The sequence below is a fragment of the Bradyrhizobium sp. MI1.7 genome (assembly GCF_055811795.1).
The window spans coordinates 1-20570 of record NZ_JBVVPO010000006.1 but is presented as its reverse complement, the minus strand read 5'-3'; the positions used below and the strand labels follow the sequence as shown (position 1 = coordinate 20570).

The window sequence follows — 20570 nt, the reverse complement described above, 5'->3', positions numbered from 1 at the left end:
GCTCAGCAAGCCATCGAGCGGACGGTGCAAGCCATTGAAATATCTAACCCCGGCTACTGTGCATGGGGTTGTTTTTCAGGTTTTTGTTTTTGGGGTGCCCAAAAAGATTGACCTCTCCCGATGGGGAGAGGTCAACGTTGCAGCAGGTTCGACCTGATCGAACGGCCCCTACTCCCAGGACCAGGTCGAGAAATCGTTCTCGTATTGCGGGACGTCCTTCCAGACGCCCTTCAGCTTCTTGTTGGTGATGGTGATGAGCTGGGGCTGGTACAGGAAGCCTGCGACCGCGTCGGTGGCCAGCATCCGCTGGGCATCGCCGAGCAGCTTTGCGCGGCCAGCCTCGTCAGGCGTCGACACGATCTGCTTGTAGAGCGCGTTGAAGGCCTCGTTGTTGTAGCCGAGATAGTAGTCCGGCTCGGTGATCTTGACGAGGTCGAACGGCTCGACATGGCTGACGATGGTGAGGTCGAAATTGTGCGGGCCGTTGCCGGCGAACACCTGCGACAGCCACTGCGCCCATTCGACATTCTCGATCTTGGCGATGATGCCGACCTTGGCGAGCTGGGCCGCGAGGATCTCGCCGCCCTGCCGCGCATAGGACGGCGGCGGCAGCTTCAGCGACAGTTCGAGCGGCGTGGTGACCCCGGCTTCCGCCAGCAGCTTCTTCGCCTTCTCGGAATCGTAGGGGTTGATGCCGGTGGTGTCGACGAAGCCGAGCGCGCCGGGCACGTAGAAGCTGCCGATCGGCGTGCCGAAACCATCAGCCGCGCCGTCGACCATCGCCTTGCGGTCGATCGCGGCGAGGATGGCACGGCGCACGCGGACGTCGTCGAGCGGCTTCTTGCGCTCGTTGATGCCGACGATGGTCTTGGCACGGGAGCCGCCGACCATGACGTTGAAGCGCGGATCAGCCTTGAACTGTCCGATGGCGCGCGCAGCCGCAACGCGCGGGAACGCATCGACGTCGCCCGAGAGCAGCGCCGCGGTCTGCGCCGCCGGATCGGAGATGAAGCGGATCGTCACCTTCGACAGCTTGATCGCGGCGGCGTTGCGATAGTCGGCCCATTTGGTCAGGGTGATCGAGGAGCCCTTGGCCCAGGCCCCGAGCTGATAGGGCCCGGTCCCGACCGGCTGCGTGCCGTTGGTGGCTGCACTCTTCGGCTCGACGATCGAACCGCTCGCCTGCCCGAGCAGGAACGGCAGGTTCGGCTCGGAATATTTCACCGTGATCACGACCGTGTCACCGTCGGGCGCGTCGACCTTCTCGAAGGCCTGGAACAGGCTCTTGTCCTTGTTGGTGCTGGTCGCGATCGCGTTGCGCTCGAACGAGAACTTCACCGCCGCGGAATCGAACGGCTCGCCGTTCTGGAATTTGACGCCCTTGCGCAGCTTGAACGTGTATGTCTTCAGGTCGGGCGAGGCGGTCCAGCTCTCCGCCAGCAAGGGCGAGACGGAGCCGTCCTCGTTGATCTTGGTCAGCGTCTCATAGATGTTGTAGAGCGTCACTTCGGCGATCGCGGCCGCGGCGGCGATGGTGGGATCGAGCCCCGGCGGCTCCAGCGCCATCGCCATGACGACGCTGTCCTTCTTGCCCTGCGCCAGCACCGGCAGCGGTGCTGCGACAAGCGCGGCGGCAAATGCGACGATCGATAATTTCCTGAACATGCGTAACTCCCCGGCCTTCTCTTGTCTCAGCCTACGCCAATTCCATGGGGGACACTAACCTTCCATGACCGCGTGCGGCAATGCCATCACCGCCTCCGCCTTGTGGCAGGCGGCGAGATGGGCTTCGCCGACCTTGCGTAGCAAGGGCGGAACCTCGCGGCAATGCTGGTCGGCGAGCGGACAGCGCGCGACATAGGGGCATCCGGCAGCAGTCACCGATTGCGAGGCGATCGCCTGGGCCCCGCGCCGGCGCCGGCCGCCGCCAGCGCGCGCCCGCGGCACGGCATCCAATAGCGCCCGCGTATAGGGATGGGCACAGCGCTCGAACAGGTCCTCCGGCCTGCCCTGCTCGACGATCCGGCCGAGATACATCACCGCGACCTCGTCGCAGAGATAGTCGACCACGGCGAGGTCGTGGCTGATCAGGATGTAGCTCAGGCCGAACTGCTCCTGGAGGTCCTGCATCAAATTGAGCACCTGCGCCTGCACGGAGACGTCGAGCGCGGAAACCGGCTCGTCGGCGACGATCAGCTTCGGCTGGGTGATCAGCGCGCGCGCGATCGCGATGCGCTGGCGCTGGCCGCCGGAAAATTCGTGCGGATATTTGTCCATGTCGGCATCGCGCAGGCCGACCTGCCGCAGCACCGCGGAGACGCGGGCGCGGAACGTGGTGCGGTCGGCATCTTCCAGCACGGTGAGCGGCTCGGCGACGATGCGCGCGATGGTCTGGCGCGGATCGAGCGATCCGTAAGGATCCTGGAACACCATCTGGAAATCGCGGCGCGCACGGCGCAGCTCGTCGGGTGAGATGCGGTTGAGATCTCGCCCGAGCAGCGCGACCTGCCCCGACGTCGGCCGCTCCAGCGCCATCACCACCCGCGCGAAGGTCGACTTGCCCGAACCGGACTCGCCGACGACGCCGAGGCTCTTGCCGGCATCGACCCGCACGCTGACGCCGTTGAGCGCGCGCACCTGGCCCGGCGGGCGGAACAGGCTTTCGCGCGGCAGCGTGTAACGCTGCTCAAGATTCTTGACGTCGAGAAGCGGCGCTGCGGTCATGCGGGCAGCGCTCCGACATTCGCGGCCATGGAGACATCGGTGCGCACACAGCGCACGCCGTGACCGGGACCGACTTCGATCATCGGCGGCAGCGCCACGCGGCACTTGTCCTCGACCAGCGGACAGCGGTCGCCGAACGTGCAGCCGGCAGGCAAGTCCGCAAGTTCGGGCACCGTCCCCGAGATCGTCGTCAGCCGCGTCCCCTTGCGCGCGCCGAGCTTCGGCCGGGCGCGGAACAGGCCCTGCGTGTAGGGATGGCCCATCCGGCGGAACACCTCGTCGGTCGGCCCGCTCTCGACGACCGTGCCGCCATACATCACCATCATGCGTTGCACGTTCTCGGCGATAACGCCGAGATCGTGCGAGATCAGGATCATCGACATGCCGCGCTCCTCGACGAGATCGGCGATGAGGTCGAGGATCTGGCCCTGGATGGTGACGTCGAGCGCCGTGGTCGGTTCGTCCGCGATCAGGAGGTCGGGCTCGCAGGCGAGCGCCATCGCGATGGTGACGCGCTGGCGCTGACCGCCGGAGAACTGATGCGGATAGGCGTCGATCCGCCCTGCGGGATCGGGCAATCCGACGCGGTCGAGCAAGGCGATCGCTTCCTTGCGCGCCTGCGCCGCCGAATATTTCTTGTGACGCCGCAGCGGCTCGGCAACCTGATGCCCGATCGTGTGCATCGGGTTGAGCGCCGTCATCGGCTCCTGGAAGATCATGCTGATGCGGTTGCCGCGCAGCTTGCAATAATCCGCATCCGACAGACCGGCGAGCTCGCTGCCATCAAGCTTGATGCTGCCGGTCACGACAGCACTGTCCGGCAAGAGGCCCATCAGCGACAGCGCCGTCACCGACTTGCCGCAGCCGGATTCGCCGACGAGACCCAGCGTCTCGCCGCGCTTGAGGGCGAAGCTGACGCCGCGCACGGCCTGCGCCGGTCCGCGGCTGGTGTTGAGGCGAACGCCGAGATTGGCGACCTCGATCAGCGGCAGGGTTGAGCGCTCCCCCATCGTCATCGCTCCCGCGCCAGTCGCGGATCGAGCAGATCGCGCAGTCCGTCGCCGAGCAGATTGAGCCCGAGCACCGCGATGGCAATCGCCGCGCCCGGATAGACCGCGAGCATCGGCGACTGGAACAGCAGCGTCTGCGCATCGTTCAGCATCCGCCCCCAGGACGGCTGCGGCGGCTGCGTGCCGAGACCGAGATAGGATAGCGCGGCTTCGGCAAGGATCGCGAGCGCGAACTGGATGGTGACCTGCACGATCAGGATCGACAGGATGTTGGGCAGCACATGCTCGATGGTGATGCGGAATTTGCCCTTGCCCGACGCGCGCGCGGCCAGCACGAATTCGCGCGCCCAGATCGCGTTGGCCGAGCCGCGCGTCAGCCGGGTCAGCGTCGGGATCTGGAAAATTCCGATCGCGATGATCGAGGTCACCATGCCCGGCCCGACGACCGCGGCGAGCATGATCGCGGAGAGCACCGCCGGAAAGGCAAAGGTGAAATCGGAGAAGCGCATGATGATTTCTTCGGTCCAGCCGCGCTTGGCAGAAGCGATCAGGCCGAGGCAAACGCCGAAGGTGAGACCGATACTCACGGCGATGATGCCGACCAGAATGGTCGAGCGCGCGCCCGCGAGTAGCAGCGAGACGATGTCGCGGCCGAAGGAATCGGTGCCGAGCCAGTGCGCCGCCGACGGCGGTCGGAGCTTCGAGGCGATGTCGATCTCATAGGGCGACCACGGCGTCCACACCAGCGACAGTAGCGCCGAGGCGAGTACCAGCAGGCTCAGCGCTCCGCCCAGCACAAAGCTGCGGTGACGCAGCGCGCGGGCCCAGAAGGTGCGGGCCGGCAGCGGACGCGTTGCGATCGGGGCGTCGACCGAAGTGGTCAGGGGCGCGCTCACAAATCGTGGACCTTGATGCGGGGATCGATGAAGGCGTAGAGCACGTCGACCACGAAATTCACGATGACGACCATGGCCGCAAGCAGCATCACGCAATTGCGCACCACGATCAGGTCGCGGTTGGCGATCGACTGGAAGATCAGGCGGCCGAGGCCCGGCAGGTAGAACACGTTCTCGATCACGATGGTGCCGGCGAGCAGATTGGCGAATTGCAGCCCCATCACCGTCATCACGGGGATCATGGCGTTGCGCAGCACGTGGCTCCACAGCACTTCGCGCTTGCCGAGCCCCTTCGCGCGCGCCGTGCGGACGAAATCTTCGCGCAGCACTTCGAGCACCGCCGAGCGCGTGACGCGCGCGAGGATCGCGGCCTGCACCACGGTGAGCGAGACCGCCGGCAGCAGCAGCGACTTGATGCCGAGCCAGATGCCGTCCTCCCAGCCGGGAAAGCCGCCCGCCGAGAGCCATTGCAGCCGCACCGAGAACAGGAGGACCAGCAGGATCGCGAACCAGAAATTCGGCAGCGCGATGCCCACTTGCGTCAACGACATCACGCCGACGTCGCCGAGCTTGTTGTGGTTGGCCGCGGTGTAGATGCCGGCCGAGAGCGCCAGCGTCACCGTGATCAGCATCGACATGATCGCGAGCGGAACGGTCAGCACGAGCCGCTCCGCGATCAGGCTCGCGACCGGCGTGCCATAGACATAGCTGTTGCCGAGATCGCCGACGAGGAGGCCCTTGATCCATTGCAGATAGCGAACCGCCAGCGGCTGGTCGAGCCCGAGCTTGACCGTAAGCGCGCGCACCGCGTCGGCCGAGGCATCCGCGCCCATCAGCATCTGCGCGGCATTGCCAGGCAGCGCATCCAGCACCAGGAAAATGATCACGGATGCGCCGACCAGCGTCGCCAGCAAGGTCAACAGACGTCGAAGAAAGAATACGCTCATGCGCGCTCGGCTTCAGGGCTCATCCGCCGCACGATCAACATGTCCGGGCGCCGGAGGCAAGTCCTTTGCGGCATGTGCCTCACCTCAGCCGGGCCGGCGGGACAGAAGATCGTGCGAGGCCTCGAACAGCGCGCTCACGCGCAGCAATTCGGCATCGGCACGGAAGCGCCCGACGAGTTGAAGCCCGATCGGCAGGCCGTCGCGGCCGAAGCCGCAGGGAAGACTGATCGCGGGGTGCCCGGTCATGTTGAACGGCATGGTCCAGGGGAACCAGTGCGGCCGGACGCTGTCGAAGTGCTTGCCGTCGATCTCGATGGTGCCGAACAGGTCCTGGTCGATCGGCAGCGCGGTGCGGGTGATGGTCGGCATCGCCAAAAGATGCCCGCGCGCAAGCAGGGATTGCACGCGGCGGAACAGCGCGGTGCGCGCGAACATCGCCTCCTGATAGGCGACGCCGCTGACATTGGTCGCGAGCGCGACCTGCTTGACGAAGGCTTCGCTGAGGACGTCGCCATGCTCGGCCACCAGCTTGGCGAAACGCGTACGCCAGACGGTGTGGTTGATGGCGCGCCAGATCGGCTCGATGTCAAACCCCTCGCCGGAGAACTCCTCGAGCTCGGCACCGAGACCGGCCAGCCGGTCGAGGCTCGCCTTGAAGCTGGCCGCGACATCTGACGACACCGGGCGGCCGGGAGGCGACTCGCAGAACAGGATCCTTTGCCCGCGCAGATCGCCGCGCGGCGCGGCGGTGCCGATGAAATCGGGCACGGGCACGCCGATCGACCAGGGATCGCAGGAGTCCTCGCCGGCCATCGCCTGCATCATCAGCGCGGTGTCGGCGACCGTGCGCGTGGTCGGCGTGACATAGGTCTGGTTGCCGAAGGCGTCGAGCGCCTGGCTGTGCGCGATCACGCCGTTGCTCTGCTTCAGCCCCACCACGCCGTTGCAAGCGGCGGGAATTCGCGTCGATCCGCCGCCATCGGTCGCAATCGCAAGCGGCGCGATGCCGCTCGCCACCGCCACGGCCGCGCCGCCACTGGAGCCACCGGAGGACCGCTCCGCACTCCACGCATTGCGGGTGCGGCCGAACAAGGGCGAGTCGGTCAGGCATTTGCTGCCGAATTCGGGCGTCGTGGTCTTGCCGATCAGGATCGCGCCTTCCGCACGGAGCTTTGCCACCGCAACAGCATCCTCGGCCGGCACGTTGTCTTTGTAGGGAACGGCGCCGAACGTGGTCTTCACGCCGCCAGTGTTGACGATGTCCTTGACGGTGACGGGAAGGCCATGCAGCAGGCCAAGCGGCTCGCCCGCCATCACCTTGCGCTCGGCCGCAAGCGCCTGCGTCATCGCCTCGTCGCCGCAGAGCGTGATGAAACAGTTCAGCTCGGGCTGAAGCGCCTCGGCGCGCGCGAGCACGGCACGGGTGATCTCGACGGGCGAAATCTTCTTCGTGGCAACGAGGCCGCGCAGCTCGGTTGCGGACAGCAGGCAGGGATCGCCGTTCATCGTCAAATCATCGCTCCGAAGCCGGCCCTCGTTGGCCCAAGCATTGACAAGGCATTGACAGCGAGAATGACACTTCTGTTAACTCAGCGTCCAATACCATTTTGATGGTCAACCCATACGTTTTCGGTATGCCAATGGATCTTCACCGGCTTCGCTATTTCGTCGCCGTGGCCGAGGCGCGCAGCGTCGGCAAGGCCGCCGAACGGCTGCGGATGGCCCAGCCGCCGCTGTCGGTCCAGATCCGCAAGTTAGAGGCCGAGGTTGGCGCGCCGCTGTTCCGCCGCGGCACGCGCGGCATGGACCTGACCGAAGCGGGCCAGGCCCTGCTGGTGCGCGCCGGCGAGGCGCTGGCGCTCGCGGCCGACGGGGTCGAAGCCGCGCGGGCGGTCGCGGCCGGCAGCCGCGGGCGGATTTCGGTCGGATACATGTTCGTGCTCGCGAACGCCATGCTGCCGCGCCTGATCCCCGAGCTGCGGCGATCCATTCCCGGCGTCGACCTCGACTTCGCCGAGCTCAGCGCCTCGACGCGCGAGGCGCGGCTGCTCGACCGCAGCGTCACCGTCGCGCTGTGCATGCCGGCGATCCACCATCCCGAGATCCAGGTGGCGCGGATTGGCGCGCAGCCGTTCATGCTGGCGATGCCGAAGCGCTCGCCGCTTGCGCGCCTGAGCGCAGTGCCGATGGCGCGACTCCAGGGCCGCCCGCTGATCGCGCTGCCGCCGCCGGAGCAAGACCCCGCCTCCTCCGCGGTCGCAGCCTTGCTGCGGCGGCATCAGATCGTGATGCCGATCGCGAGCCGGGTGGAGACGGTGCATTCGGCGATGAGCCTCGTTCTCGCCGGCGAGGGGCTTGCGATCCTGCCGGCCTGCGCGAAGCTCGGCGCGCCGCAGGGCATCGTGTTCAGGCCGCTGCGGGATGCCGCCGACTCCATCGATATCGCCGTGTGCTGGCGGCGGGATTCGCAGAGCCCGCTGATCCGCACCTTCCTCAAATGCGCCGAGAAGGTCGTCGCACGGCTGTGATGCGCAGCCGCGCTAGACGCCCCACGTGACTTCATGGCTCCACGGCGGATCGGCGCCCGGGCGGGTACAGGTCATGCCGGCGCAATTGGCGGCAAAGGACAGCGCGCGGCGAAGCTCGTCCGCGCCGATGTCTTTCAGCTGCTGCCGGCTGATGCGGCCCTGCTTGTGCAGGGCGAACAGGAGCGCAGCCTGAAAACTGTCGCCGGCGCCAATGGTGTCGGCGATCTCGACCTTCGGCGCCTGAACTTCGATCTGCCCTGCTCCCGCGTGCCAGGCAATAGCCCCGTTGTTGCCGCGGGTGATGACGACGAGGCTCGTGCCCTGCCCCAACAGCAGCTTCGCGCGCTGCTCGTGGGGCTCCTCGCCGAAGAGATACGCGAAATCGACATCCGACATCTTGATGAGATCGGCTTGGCCTGCGAACTCGGCCATGCGCGCGAGATAGGCCGGCTTGTTCTTGACCAGATTGGGGCGGCAGTTCGGATCGAAGGAGATCGTCGACGACGCGCGCGCGTCCGCGATCAGGGCTTTCGTCTCGGCCGCGCCCTGGTCGTTCACCAGCGTGGTCGAGCCGACATGGACGGCCTCGATATTCGCGAACGGAATTGTGCCGCGCCGGTAGGTCCAGTTCCGTGTCGCGGTTTCGGCATCGTAGAAGGCGTAGTGCGACTCGCCCGCGACGATGCGCACGAAGGCGAGCGTGGTCTGGCGGTCGCTGCGGGTGGCCAGCCCCAGCTCGACGTTCGACGCCGTCGCATGATCTGCGATCATTCGTCCGAACATGTCGGTCGAGACGCCGCCGACAAATCCTGTCGGCGCGCCCAGCCGCGCCATGCCGATCGCGACGTTGAGGCAGGAGCCGCCGACCGCAGGCATCACCGCCTCTCGCCCCTCGGTGTTTCGCGTCGGGACGAAATCGATCAGCGCATCGCCGCAGGCAATCAACATCCGTTTCAACCTCCGGCACCCTCGCGCATCGCTTCACGGCTGCCGCGATCGACCTCGCGGAGCAGCTTGTAGACCTCGCGCTTGCGGGCATGAAACGCGGCCATGCCGGGCGCGGTCGGTTCGCTCTTCCGTCCCAGCGCCGACATCTTCGCCATGGTCTCGCCGATCGAGGCATAGGCACCGCCGGCCACCGCGCCGAGCATCGCGGCGCCCAGCAGCACGGGTTCTTTGGTTTGCGGCAGCGCGACGGTGAGCCCGGTGGTATCCGCCATGATCTGCCGCACCAGCGGACTGCGGCTCGCGCCGCCGCCCATGATCATGATGCTGGAATGGACGCCATGCGCGGCAAAGGCCTCGATCACCTCGGCGAGGCCATAAGCCAGACCGCAGAGGCCGGCGACGAACAGCCGCTCCATCGCACCAACGTCGCTGTCGAGGTCGAGGCCCGCGATCACCGCGCGGGTGTCGGGGTCGGCGTAGGGAGAGCGGTTGCCGATGAATTCGGGAAGCACATGGACGTCGCGGGCGAGCAGCGCGGCACGGCTGACGTCACCGGCGCGCGCGATGATGCGCCGCTCGAGGTACTCGATGAGGTCGACACCCTCGTTGCGCGCCGCCGCGCTCGCCTCGGCATGGCCGGGATGCGACTTGAGGAGATGGTCTATCGCCGCGCCCGCAGCCGACTGGCCGCCTTCGTTGAGCCAGAAGTCCGGCACCATGCCGGAATAATAAGGGCCCCATACGCCGGGCACGAAGCACGGCTCCATCGTCGTCGCCATGATGCAGGCCGACGTCCCCATGATGTAGGCGAGACGGTCGCTGACATCGCTCGTTCCGCCCGATCCGTCGCGTCCGCCGATCGCGCCGATGCCGCCGGCATGGGCATCGATCAGCGAGGCGCCGACCGGCGTGCCCGGCGACAGGCCGAGCTCCGCAGCCGCAGTTCGGGTGAGGCCTTCGCCGAGCCGCGTGCCGGGCGCGACGATCTCGGTGCCGATGCGGGCGTATTTCTCGCTGACGAAATCGGAGAGACCGATGCGCTTGAAGAACGGCGCGCTCCAGCCGCCGCCGTCGTGTGCGAGGTAGTTCCATTTGCAGGTGACCGTGCAGGTCGAGCGCTGCAGCGACCCGGTCGCGCGCCAGGTCAGATAATCTGCCAGATCGAAGAAATGACCGGCGGCATCGAAGCTCGCGCGCATGTGCCGCTTCAGCCACAGCAGCTTCGGCATCTCCATCTCGGGCGAGATCGAACCGCCGACATAACGCAGCACCGCGTCCCCGGTCTCGTTGATCAGCCGTGCCTCGGCCGTGGCGCGATGGTCCATCCAGACGATGACATTGCGCTGGCGGTCGCCGGAGGCACTGACGGTGACCGGCTCGCCTTGCCGATCGAGGACGACCAGCGAACAGGTGGCGTCGAAACCGATGCCGCCGACGCTGTCGGGCGCGATGGCAGCTTCCGCCATCGCCGCCCGCACCGACTTTACGCAGGCGTCCCAGATGTCGGACGACGATTGCTCGACGATGTCGCCGGCCTCGTGCCAGATCCGGATCGGATGCTTGGCGGTGGCAAGGAGGGTGCCCGCCTCGTCAAACACCCCCGCCCGCGTGCTCGTGGTCCCCACGTCGACGCCGATATACGCTCGCGGCATTGTCGCTCCCGGTCGCTCTCGTCAGTTTTGACGCAAGCCTACCAGCAAGTGTAGCCGCCATCCACCAGCACGATGCTGCCGGTCATCAGGCTCGCGGCCTCCGAGGCCAGGAACAGCACGACGGAGGCGATCTCCTCGACCTGCCCCATCCGCGCCATCGGGGTTCCGCCGATCCAGGCGTCATACATTTTCGGGGTGCTTTTCACGAAAGCATTGAGCGGCGTGTCGATATAGGTCGGCGCCACCGCGTTGACGCGGACGCCGCGCGCGCCCCATTCGGCGGCCAGCGACTTGGTCAAATGGTGCACGCCGGCCTTGGAGGCGTTGTAGAAGCACTGCTCCTGCGGCTTGTTGACGATGAAGCCCGACATCGAGCCGACATTGACGATGGCGCCGCTCCTGGCCTTCAGCATGTGCTTGCCGAATTCGCGGCAGCACCAGAAGGTGCCGTTGAGATTGACGTCGATGACGTTGAGCCAGTGCTCGTCGGTGACGGTCTCGGCCGGCGTCTCGCTGCGGGCGATGCCGGCATTGTTGACGAGGATGTCGACCTTGCCGTGGCGGGCGACGAGGTCGGCCGCGACCTCCGCCACGCGCTTCGTGTCGGTGACGTCCATGATCGCCGTCTCGATGTCAAAACCCTTCGCCTTCAGGCTGGCCTTCGCGCTGTCGGCAACCTTGCTGTCGCGGTCGCCGATGATGACCTTCGCGCCGGCTTCGGCCAGCGCTTCCGCGCAGGCGAGGCCAATGCCTTGCCCGCCGCCGGTGATGAACGCGGTCTTGCCGCTCAGCTTGAATTTTTCGAGGTACATGGTGGTCTTTCCGTTTCTTGCCGTCTCTTGCCGTCTCTTGCCGTTTCTTGTCAGCCCCGAAGCGCGTTGCCGCTGTCGTCGAAGCGATGGATGCGCGCGGGATCCGGCACCAGCGACACGCGGTCGCCGGCATGCAGGCTCAATTCGCCGATGTAGCGCGCCGTCAGCATGCCGAGCGGTCCGGCATCGACATAAAGGAAGGTGTCGCTGCCCAGATGCTCGGCGACCGCGATCGTTCCCTGCCAGCCGCCGGCGCCGTCGCGCTCGATCTTGAGATGCTCCGGCCGCACGCCGATCGTCGCCGCGCCCTTCTGCAAGGCGTGCTCGCCAGTGACGAAGTTCATCTTCGGCGAGCCGATGAAGCCGGCGACGAAGAGATTGGCGGGCCGCTCGTAGAGCTCCAGCGGCGAGCCATATTGCTCGATCTTGCCGCCATTGAGCACGACGATCTTGTCGGCCATGGTCATGGCCTCGACCTGATCGTGGGTGACGTAGATCGCGGTGGTGCCGAGCTGCTTCTGGAGCCGCGTGACCTCTATCCGCATCTGCACGCGCAAGGCCGCATCCAGGTTGGACAGCGGCTCGTCGAACAGGAACGCCTTGGGCTCGCGGACGATGGCGCGGCCGATCGCGACGCGCTGGCGCTGGCCGCCAGAGAGCTCGCGCGGCTTGCGGTCGAGATAAGGCGTCAGGTTCAGCGTCGCCGCCGCCGCCTCGACCTTGCGGTTGGTCTCGTCCTTGGAAAGACCCGCCATCTTGAGGCCGAAGCCGATATTGCCGCGCACACTCATATGCGGATAGAGCGCATAGGACTGAAACACCATCGACAGCCCGCGCTTGGCCGGCGGCGTGTCGACGACGTTCTTGCCGTCGATCAGGATCTTGCCGCCTGAGACGTCCTCGAGCCCGGCGATCAGCCGCAGCAGCGTGGTCTTGCCGCAACCGGACGGGCCGACGAACACCACGAAGGAGCCGTCCGCGATCTCGAGATCGGCGCCCTTGATGATGTGCACGGGCCCGAAGGATTTCTGTACGTCCTGAAGTGTGATCTGACCCATGATCCGCCAGCCCCTTTACTTCACCGCGCCGAAGGTGAGCCCGCGCACGAGCTGCTTCTGGCTGAACCAACCGAGGACGAGAATGGGCGCGATCGCCAGCGTCGAGGCCGCCGACAGCTTTGCCCAGAACAGCCCTTCCGGGCTCGAATAGGAGGCGATGAACGTGGTGAGCGGCGCGGCGTTCGAGGTCGTCAGGTTGAGCGTCCAGAACGCCTCGTTCCAGGCGAGGATCAGATTGAGCAGCATGGTCGAGGCGAGGCCCGGGATCGCCATTGGCGTCAGCACATAGACGAGCTCGCGGCCGATGGTAGCGCCGTCCATGCGCGCGGCTTCGAGGATGTCGCGCGGGATCTCCTTGAAATAGGTAAAGAGCATCCAGATCACGATCGGTAAGTTACCGAGGCAGAGGATGAAGATCAGTCCAGCGCGGGAATCGAGCAGGCCGAAGGTCTTGAAGATCAGATAGATCGGCACCAGCACGCCTACCGGCGGCATCATCTTGGTCGAGAGCATCCAGAGCAGGATGTCCTTGGTGCGTTTGGTCGGGGAGAACGCCATCGACCAGGCCGCGGGGATTGCGATCAGCAGCGCGATCAAGGTCGAGCCGCCGGCGATGATGATCGAGTTCAGCGCGTGATGCAGATAGTCGCTGCGCTCCTGTACGGTGGCGTAGTTTTCCGTGGTCCAGTGGAAGAACAGGAAGGACGGCGGAATCGCGAAGGCCTCTAACTCGGTCTTGAAGCTCGCCAGTACCATCCAGAGGATCGGGAAGAAGATCAGGAAGCCGAAGAACCACGCCCCGATCGTCGATACCACCACCCGCTGCGTCGTCGCCATCCGCGCCATGCTCTCATGCCTCCAGGTTGCGGCCGACGATGCGGACGAGGAAGAAAGCGACGATGTTGGCGATCACGACAGCAACGAGGCCGCCGGCGGAGGCACTGCCGACATCGAACTGGATCAGCGCCTGCGAATAGATCAGGAACGCGATGTTGGTGGTCGACAGTCCGGGACCACCGCCGGTGGTGACGTAGATCTCGGCGAACACCGTGAGCAGGAAGATGGTCTCGATCAAGATCACCACTGTGATGGGACGCGCCAGATGCGGCAGCGTGATGTAGATGAAGGCCGAGAGCGCGCTGGCGCCGTCCATCTCGGCCGCCTCCTTCTGCTCCTCGTCAAGCGATTGCAGCGCGGTGAGCAGGATCAGCGTCGCGAACGGCAGCCATTGCCAGGCGACGATCAGGATCACCGCGAGCAGCGGCGCGTCAGTGAACCAGTCGATCGGCGTCAGCCCGAATACCTTGGCGAGCCAGGCGAACAGGCCGGACACCGGATGCATCAAGAGGTTCTTCCAGACCAGCGCGCTCACCGTCGGCATCACGAAGAACGGTGCGATCACCATCAGCCGCACGATGTTGAGGCCGATCACGGGTTGATCGAGCAGCACCGCCAGGGGAATGCCGAGCAGGATGGTCAGCGCCAGCACCGAGCCGACCAGCACCAGCGTGTTCCGGAGCGAAGCGAGGAAGGCGGGATCGGTGAGGAAGTAGCGGAAATTCTCCAGGCCGACGAACGCCTCGGAGCCGGGATCGAGCAGGCTGTAATGCAGGGTCGAGAAATAGATCGTCAGCGCCAGCGGGACGATCATCCAGATGAACAGGAGCCCGACGGCCGGGGTCAGAAGCGACCGCGCAAGGAACTGCGTCTGCCGGGTTGCCATTCTTGGCCTCTCCGCTGGAGAAAGAAGGCGGCCATCCGTCCGGGGCTGGCTGGTGGATGGCCGCAAGTGTGAGCTCAGGGAGAGCTCGGGTCTACTTGATATAGCCGGCGCGCTTCATCTCGCGCTCGGTCGCGGATTGCGCGGCGGTGAGCGCGGCATCGACCGTCATCGATCCCGCGAGCGCGGCGGAGAATTGCTGGCCCACCTGCGTGCCGATGCCCTGGAATTCGGGGATCGCCGCGTATTGCACGCCGACGTAAGGCACCGGCTTCACGGTGGGCTTGTTCGGGTCGGCCGCATCAATCGAGGCCAGCGTCAGCTTCGCGAACGGCGCGACTTTCAGATAGTCCTCGTTCTGGTAGAGCGAGGTCCGTGTGCCCGGCGGCACGTTGGCCCAGCCCTCCTTCGACGCCACGAGCTTGGTGTAGTCCTTGCTGGTGGCCCAGGCGATGAACTTTTCGGCGGCTTCCGTCTTCTTGGAGCCGGCGGGGATTGCGAGGCTCCAGGCCCACAGCCAGTTGGCGTTCTTGCCGAGCCCAGTGTTCGGCGCCAGCGCAAAGCCGACCTTGTCGGCGACCTTGGACTCCTTCGGATTGGTGACGAAGGACGCCGCGACCGTGGCATCGATCCACATCGCGCACTTGCCGGCGTTGAACAGCGCCAGATTCTCGTTGAAGCCGTTCGAGCTCGCGCCGGGCGGGCCGGCCTCCTTCATCAGATTGACGTAGGTCGTAAGCGTCGTCTTCCATTCCGGCGTGTTGAACTGCGGCTCCCACTTCTCGTCGAACCAGCGCGCGCCGTAGGAATTGGCCATGGCCGACAGGAACGCCATGTTCTCGCCCCACCCGGCCTTGCCGCGGAGACAGATGCCGTAGGTGCCGGCGCTCTTGTCAGTGAGCTTCTTGGCGGCGTCGATGACGAAATCCCAGGTCGGCTTTTCCGGCATCTTCAGGCCGGCCTTCTCGAACAGGTCGGTGCGATACATCACCATCGAGCTCTCGCCATAAAACGGCGCGGCGTAGAGCTTGCCGTCGACGGAGACCGCGTCCCTGATCTTCGGCAGCAGGTCGGCGACGTCGTAATCGGCGCCGAGATTGGCGAGCGGCACCAGCCAGCCCTTCTTGGCCCAGATTGGCACCTCGTAAGTGCCGATGGTGAGGACGTCGAACTGGCCGCCCTTGGTGGCGATGTCCGTGGTGACGCGCTGGCGCAGCACGTTCTCCTCCAGCGTCACCCATTTGACGGTGATGTCCGGATTTTTCTTGGTGAATTCGCTGGTCAGCCCCTGCATGCGGATCATGTCGCCATTGTTGACGGTGGCGATGGTCAGGGTCGTTTCGGCCATCACAGGGACGGCCAGCAACAGGCAAGACGCGCCGCAGACGGCGCCGAGGACGTGTTTCACGGTGACCTCCCTAGGATCGCGCTTCTGAGCATATGCCCACGCGTTGGGCGTATGTTCGGACGAGGTGCGGCGCTTGTCAAGCAGGCGCGCGGACGTTCCCGCAACTTATGAGTGCTGCGGTGCGGGAGGGCCGGAGCTTTTCCTCCGCCTTCGCTGTCATGCCCCGCGAAAGCGGGGCATCCAGTACGACGTGTCGTGAGTTGGTTTCGCACCGGATAGGCCGCGGCGTACTGGATCATCCGCTTTCGCGGATGATGACATTGGCGCAAGTGGCTGTAGCGCCCGCCCTACCGCTCCAGAATCGCCCTTGCCGTCGCCTCGTCCGTGATCAGGCCGTTGATCAGGTGCCCGTTCAGCGCGGCCGCGATCGCCGGCACCTTGGCTGCACCGACCGCGGCGCCGATCGTCGTGGTCTTGGCCGGCACTTCCGGCGGAATGCTGGTGAGGCGCCTGTTGGTGCCGGCCTTGAGCAGGCGGCCCTTGGAATCATAGGCCCAACCGGTGATTTCGCCGATCGCCCCCTGCCGCATCATCTCGAACAATTCGTCGCGGGTGACGAAGCCGTCGACGTGGATTTGCGCCTTCTGGTCCATCTGACCGATGCCGACGAGGCGCAAGTCAGCCTTGGCCGCGACCGCCTTAACCTTCGCGATCGGCTCGATCCGCACCATCTTGTTGCGCTCGTCTTCCGACGACATCAGGAACGGCAGCGGCATCGGATAGTGCCGCGCACCGGTGCGGTCGGCGAGCCGGCCGACGGTGTCGTAGAAGCTCGCCGAACCATCGGCGGAGATGTTGCCGACCAGCGAGACGATCTGGTGGTTGGGCCGGTCGATCGGCGTCACGCGCTCGACCGCGGCGCGCACCGCCCTGCCCGTGCCGAGCGCGACGATGACGGGCGTTTCCGAACGCAACGTCGAATCCAGCAGATTGGCGCAGCGTTCGGCGATGCCTGCCGTGGCCTGCGGCGCGGCAGGATCGGCCGGCACCACCTCGCAATGGCTGAGGTCGAAGCGCTCCTTCAAGCGTGCCGCCAGTTCCATGCAGGCGGCGATGGGATGTTCGAGACGGAAGGTGATGAGACGTTCGGCGAGGCACAGCGAGACCAGCCGCTGCGCGGAGGCCCGCGAGACCTGGAGCATCTTTGCGATCTCGTCCTGGGTGTGACCGGCAATGAAATAGAGCCAGCCGGCACGCGCGGCATCGTCGAGTCTGGACCTTTCGTTCTCGACGGCCATGGCGGCCTATGCCTCCCAGAATTCGCTCATGTGCGCGAAGACCCGATCGGCCCCGGCGCCGGACAATATAGCCTGGCCGTCGCGTCCGCGATAATGGCTGCCGCCGACAAATCCCCAGACGGTCATGCCGGCAGCCTTCGCGGCCAGCACGCCACTGACGCTGTCCTCGATCACCAGTGTGCGCGCAGGGAGCGCGCCCATTTTCTCCGCCGCGTGGAGAAAGAGATCCGGCGCGGGCTTGCCGTGCGTGACCATCTGCGCCGTGTAGATCCGGTCGCCGAAATGGGGCGCGAGACCGGTCACCCTCAGCGACAGCGCGACGCGGTCGAGATCACTCGACGAGGCCACGCAACACGGCACGCGCAGTCCGGACAGGACGGTATCCGCATCGGGAATCGGATGGAGCGCTTTCTCGAAGGCGGTCAGTACGCGCGACTTCAGCCGGACGGGAAAATCGGCCGGCACCGCCTGGCCGAGTTCGCGATAGTGCTGCGTGATCGCGCTCGTGCTTCGTCCGAGAAACAGCTCGAGCGCCTGCGCAAGTGTCAGCGATATCCCAAATCCGGACAGCTCGTCCACAAGGCACTGGCAGCTCACGAGCTCGCTGTCGACGAGCACGCCGTCGCAGTCGAAAATGACCAGATCGGGCCTTTGCCGGCTTCGGTCCATCCGGCCATTCGATCATATACCCACACTTTGAGCAATAGTTCACCCGGTGGAGGACATATGCGGGTTCTCCGGGGTCAATGGGCGACCTGTCGATAGATCGCCGGCAGCGCCGCAGGCAGTCGACGGATGTTGCCGACGATGGCGTAGCCGCTGCGGCCGAACAACGTCGGGACGTAGGATTGCGCCGTCGCATCGACCGTCACGCCGAAGACCGCGATGCCGAGCCGCCGCGCCTCCTGCACGGATTTGCGGGTGTCCTCGACCGCAAAGCGCCCCTCATAATGATCGACGTCGTTCGGCTTGCCGTCGGTGAGAACGAGCAGCAACTTCTTGCGCTGCGGCTGGCGCGCCAGCTCGGCCGAGGCGTGGCGTACCGCCGCACCGATCCGTGTGTAATAGCCAGGCTTCAGCGCGCCGATCCGGCGCTCGATCGCGCCACTCATCGGCTCGCCGAAGGCCTTGACCGTTTCGAGCCGCACCCAGGAACGCCGGCGCGAGGTGAAGGTGAGGATGCTGTGGTGATCGCCGCAGGCCGACAGGCCGTGCGCAAGCACCAGCAGCGCCTCCTTCTCGACGTCGAGCACCCGATAACCGTCGACCCACGCATCCGTCGAAAGCGAGACGTCCACGAGCAGCGTGACGGCAAGATCGTCCCCTCGCGGTCGCATCGCCACATGGACCCGATCGAGACCGCCCCCGCCACTTCCGGCGCGGAGATCGCACCGCGCGCGCACGAGCGCGTCGAGATCGAGGTCGTGCCCATCGGCCTGGGCGCGCATCAATTCATGACGCGGCCGCAACACCTCGAAGCGGCGGCGCACCTGGCGGATGTGCCGACGCATGGCGTCATCAGGCGTCCAGCCCTCACCCAGCTCGGAGGCCGCACCCGCGAGCACACGGCAATGATCGGGCAGATAGGAGCTGCTGCGATAGTCCCATTCGGGATAGCTCAGGTCGGCGTTCAATGGCGATACATCGAGGGCTTCCGGCGGCAGGTCGAGATCGAATTTGAGCCGGCTCGCCGGCTTGCCGCTGCGGCGGCTGAGCGTGATCTCCTCGAGGTCGTCGGCTGCCTTCCGCGCATCCTCGTCCTCACTGTCGTCAGCCGGGCGGTCGACATTGATCATCTCGGCCATCGCGAGGATCTTTTCAAAGCGATTGAGCACGAAAGGATCGCGGCGATCGGTACCGTCTTCGCGCTCGCGGACGGCAAAACGCTTGCGATCGTCCGATGGCACTGGTGCAGCGGTCGGCACGCACGCGTCGTCACCCGCATGTGCGGGCGACAGCGCCCGTGTCCAGCAATCGCCCCAGAGCGGGCATGGCAGGATCGAACGATAGCCGGGCGGCGCCTTGTCCGGCAGCGGCCCCGTCCCCATCATCGCCGGCCACAGCTTTCCCACCGGCGGCGTATCGGCGCCGAGCAGAGCAAGCACGATCTGCTCCATGTCCTGCTCGATGCGCGGCAATGGCCGGTGCGGCCGCGCCATGGCCGTGGCCGCGGCCAGCCGGGCGTAGTCTTCGGCAAGGCCGGGACATTCCGTGAGCACAAGCACCGCGACTTCGCTGGTCCGGCGCAGCGTCAGCAGATCGCGCCGCAGCGGATCGGCCTCCGCGATCACGTCGACCGGTGCAAAGGCAAACCACGCGGCCAGCCACCGGTACAGCGCAGCATTCAGCCCGCGATCGGCGAAGATCGCGATGTTGTCGGGCAGGAAGATCGTCGCGGCGTCACGCCCGGGTTGCGCGAGCCGCTCGTCGCCGAGCCCGATGCGCTGACGCCATCCAAGCCGATGCCCGGTCCGACGGGCACTCGCGCTCGCGATCTGCACGCCCGTCTCTCCGCCAAGCGCGCGGAACATGATTGCGATCCGGCTGCGCACCTCCGCGAGCGACACCGCGTGTTCGGCATGGGCCTGATAGCTCGCGGTGCCGCCGACCAGGCGATGCCAGGCTCGGCCGACGGTTTCTTCAAGCTCGAGGAAATCGAGCATCGCATCCCCCTCAGGACATCACGGCGCGTGCGACGTCGAGCAGCGCCGCCTTGACGTCTGCGTCATCGGTGAGCGGTTCGATCATGCCGGCCAGCACCGCATCCGTAATTGAGGCTCCCGCCGCAATCAGGGTGGCGCAATAGACCACGAGACGGGTCGAAACGCCCTCCTCCAGGTCGTGCCCCTTCAGCGCGCGCAGCCGGCCGGCCAGCAGGACCAGCGGCCGCACATAGTCGGGTGCGAGCCCGCTCTCGGCCGCGACCACCGCGATCTCCTGCTCCGGGGCTAAGAAGCCGAACTCGACGGCGACGAAGCGCTGACGCGTCGACGGCTTCAACGCCTTCAGCAGCGTCTGGTAACCGGGATTGTAGGAGACCACCAGCATGAAGCTCTTCGGCGCGACCAGCTCCTCACCGGTCCGCTCCAGCGGCAGGATACGGCGGTCGTCGGTGAGCGGATGCAGCACCACCGTGACGTCCTTGCGCGCCTCCACGACTTCGTCGAGATAGCAGATGCCGCCTTCCCTCACCGCCCGTGTCAGCGGACCGTCGGTCCATACGGTGTCGCCGCCCCTTAGCAGGTAGCGGCCGGTAAGATCGGCGGCGGTGAGATCGTCGTGGCACGCGACGGTGTGAAGCGGCAGTCCTAGCCGCGCCGCCATGTGGGCGACGAAGCGCGTCTTGCCGCAGCCGGTCGGCCCCTTCAGCAGGACCGGGAGCTGGTGCCGCCAGGCGTGCTCGAACAGCGCGCATTCGTTGCCGCTCGGAACGTAAGCCGGGAGCACGAGCGCGGGTGCCGCCAGGGCGTGAAGTGCTGCTGTCATGGTTCTTCTCCGGAAATCATTCTGGAAAGGGGGGGGGGGGGGGGGGGGGGGGGGGGGGGGGGTTTTTGTGGGGGGGGGGGGGGGGGGGGGGGGGGGGGGGGGGGGGGGGGGGGGGGGGGGGGGGGGGGGGGGGGGGGGGGGGG

18 protein-coding genes are annotated in these 20570 nt (G+C 66.2%); 1 reads left to right on the top strand and 17 read right to left on the bottom strand.

Annotation, left to right across the window (positions count from 1 at the left end; all coding sequences use genetic code 11):
* Positions 1 to 168 precede the first annotated feature (168 nt).
* The 6 genes from AC0L3X_RS08685 to AC0L3X_RS08660 all read right to left on the bottom strand — a co-directional run bounded on the left by AC0L3X_RS08685 (position 169) and on the right by AC0L3X_RS08660 (position 7083).
* Complete coding sequence (locus AC0L3X_RS08685; protein WP_063984455.1) at positions 169 to 1665, bottom strand: ABC transporter substrate-binding protein; 1497 nt, start codon at positions 1663 to 1665, stop codon at positions 169 to 171.
* A gap of 54 nt (positions 1666 to 1719) precedes the next feature.
* Positions 1720 to 2724, bottom strand: coding sequence for an ABC transporter ATP-binding protein (locus AC0L3X_RS08680; RefSeq protein WP_063984456.1), 1005 nt, complete (start codon positions 2722 to 2724; stop codon positions 1720 to 1722).
* Complete coding sequence (locus tag AC0L3X_RS08675) at positions 2721 to 3734, bottom strand: ABC transporter ATP-binding protein (protein WP_231144481.1); 1014 nt, start codon at positions 3732 to 3734, stop codon at positions 2721 to 2723. Before AC0L3X_RS08675 ends, AC0L3X_RS08680 begins: the two co-directional genes overlap by 4 nt.
* Positions 3735 to 3736: 2 nt before the next feature.
* Positions 3737 to 4630, bottom strand: coding sequence for an ABC transporter permease (locus AC0L3X_RS08670; RefSeq protein WP_166098018.1), 894 nt, complete (start codon positions 4628 to 4630; stop codon positions 3737 to 3739).
* Positions 4627 to 5577 carry an ABC transporter permease gene (locus tag AC0L3X_RS08665; protein ID WP_354131489.1) on the bottom strand — a complete coding sequence of 317 codons (951 nt, stop codon included), beginning with the start codon at positions 5575 to 5577 and terminating at the stop codon, positions 4627 to 4629. Before AC0L3X_RS08665 ends, AC0L3X_RS08670 begins: the two co-directional genes overlap by 4 nt.
* Before the next feature lie 84 nt (positions 5578 to 5661).
* Positions 5662 to 7083 (bottom strand): amidase, encoded by a 1422-nt coding sequence (locus tag AC0L3X_RS08660; RefSeq protein ID WP_063984459.1) that lies wholly within the window; start codon positions 7081 to 7083, stop codon positions 5662 to 5664.
* 134 nt (positions 7084 to 7217) lie between these two features.
* Between AC0L3X_RS08660 and AC0L3X_RS08655 the strand changes: the two genes are divergently transcribed.
* Entirely contained in the window at positions 7218 to 8105 is an 888-nt protein-coding gene (locus AC0L3X_RS08655; protein ID WP_063984460.1) for a LysR family transcriptional regulator, read from the top strand.
* A 12-nt stretch (positions 8106 to 8117) separates the two neighbouring features.
* On the opposite strand, the gene AC0L3X_RS08650 is transcribed toward AC0L3X_RS08655, so the two are convergent.
* The 11 genes from AC0L3X_RS08650 to AC0L3X_RS08600 form a co-directional block, all read right to left on the bottom strand.
* Complete coding sequence (locus AC0L3X_RS08650; protein WP_063984461.1) at positions 8118 to 9053, bottom strand: carbohydrate kinase family protein; 936 nt, start codon at positions 9051 to 9053, stop codon at positions 8118 to 8120.
* 5 nt (positions 9054 to 9058) lie between these two features.
* Positions 9059 to 10705 carry an FGGY-family carbohydrate kinase gene (locus AC0L3X_RS08645; protein ID WP_063984462.1) on the bottom strand — a complete coding sequence of 549 codons (1647 nt, stop codon included), beginning with the start codon at positions 10703 to 10705 and terminating at the stop codon, positions 9059 to 9061.
* Between the two features lie 38 nt (positions 10706 to 10743).
* Positions 10744 to 11517, bottom strand: a complete 774-nt coding sequence (locus tag AC0L3X_RS08640) for an SDR family NAD(P)-dependent oxidoreductase (RefSeq protein WP_063984463.1) — start codon at positions 11515 to 11517, stop codon at positions 10744 to 10746.
* Between the two features lie 50 nt (positions 11518 to 11567).
* Positions 11568 to 12575, bottom strand: a complete 1008-nt coding sequence (locus AC0L3X_RS08635) for an ABC transporter ATP-binding protein (RefSeq protein WP_063984464.1) — start codon at positions 12573 to 12575, stop codon at positions 11568 to 11570.
* 15 nt (positions 12576 to 12590) lie between these two features.
* The gene (locus AC0L3X_RS08630; protein ID WP_063984465.1) at positions 12591 to 13421 is read right to left on the bottom strand and encodes a carbohydrate ABC transporter permease; all 831 of its coding nucleotides are present in this window, start codon (positions 13419 to 13421) and stop codon (positions 12591 to 12593) included.
* A 4-nt stretch (positions 13422 to 13425) separates the two neighbouring features.
* The gene (locus AC0L3X_RS08625) at positions 13426 to 14298 is read right to left on the bottom strand and encodes a carbohydrate ABC transporter permease (RefSeq protein ID WP_063984466.1); all 873 of its coding nucleotides are present in this window, start codon (positions 14296 to 14298) and stop codon (positions 13426 to 13428) included.
* 91 nt (positions 14299 to 14389) lie between these two features.
* Positions 14390 to 15643: an ABC transporter substrate-binding protein gene (locus tag AC0L3X_RS08620; protein ID WP_441256852.1), complete on the bottom strand. Its 1254-nt coding sequence runs from the start codon at positions 15641 to 15643 to the stop codon at positions 14390 to 14392.
* Positions 15644 to 15990: 347 nt separating this feature from the next.
* On the bottom strand, positions 15991 to 16941 hold the full coding sequence (locus tag AC0L3X_RS08615; RefSeq protein WP_063984468.1) for a sugar-binding transcriptional regulator: 951 nt from the start codon (positions 16939 to 16941) through the stop codon (positions 15991 to 15993).
* 6 nt (positions 16942 to 16947) lie between these two features.
* The gene (locus AC0L3X_RS08610) at positions 16948 to 17610 is read right to left on the bottom strand and encodes an HAD family hydrolase (RefSeq protein WP_063984469.1); all 663 of its coding nucleotides are present in this window, start codon (positions 17608 to 17610) and stop codon (positions 16948 to 16950) included.
* 74 nt (positions 17611 to 17684) lie between these two features.
* Complete coding sequence (locus AC0L3X_RS08605) at positions 17685 to 19604, bottom strand: nitric oxide reductase activation protein NorD (RefSeq protein WP_063984470.1); 1920 nt, start codon at positions 19602 to 19604, stop codon at positions 17685 to 17687.
* 10 nt (positions 19605 to 19614) lie between these two features.
* Complete coding sequence (locus tag AC0L3X_RS08600) at positions 19615 to 20427, bottom strand: CbbQ/NirQ/NorQ/GpvN family protein (protein ID WP_063984471.1); 813 nt, start codon at positions 20425 to 20427, stop codon at positions 19615 to 19617.
* Positions 20428 to 20570: the final 143 nt, after the last annotated feature.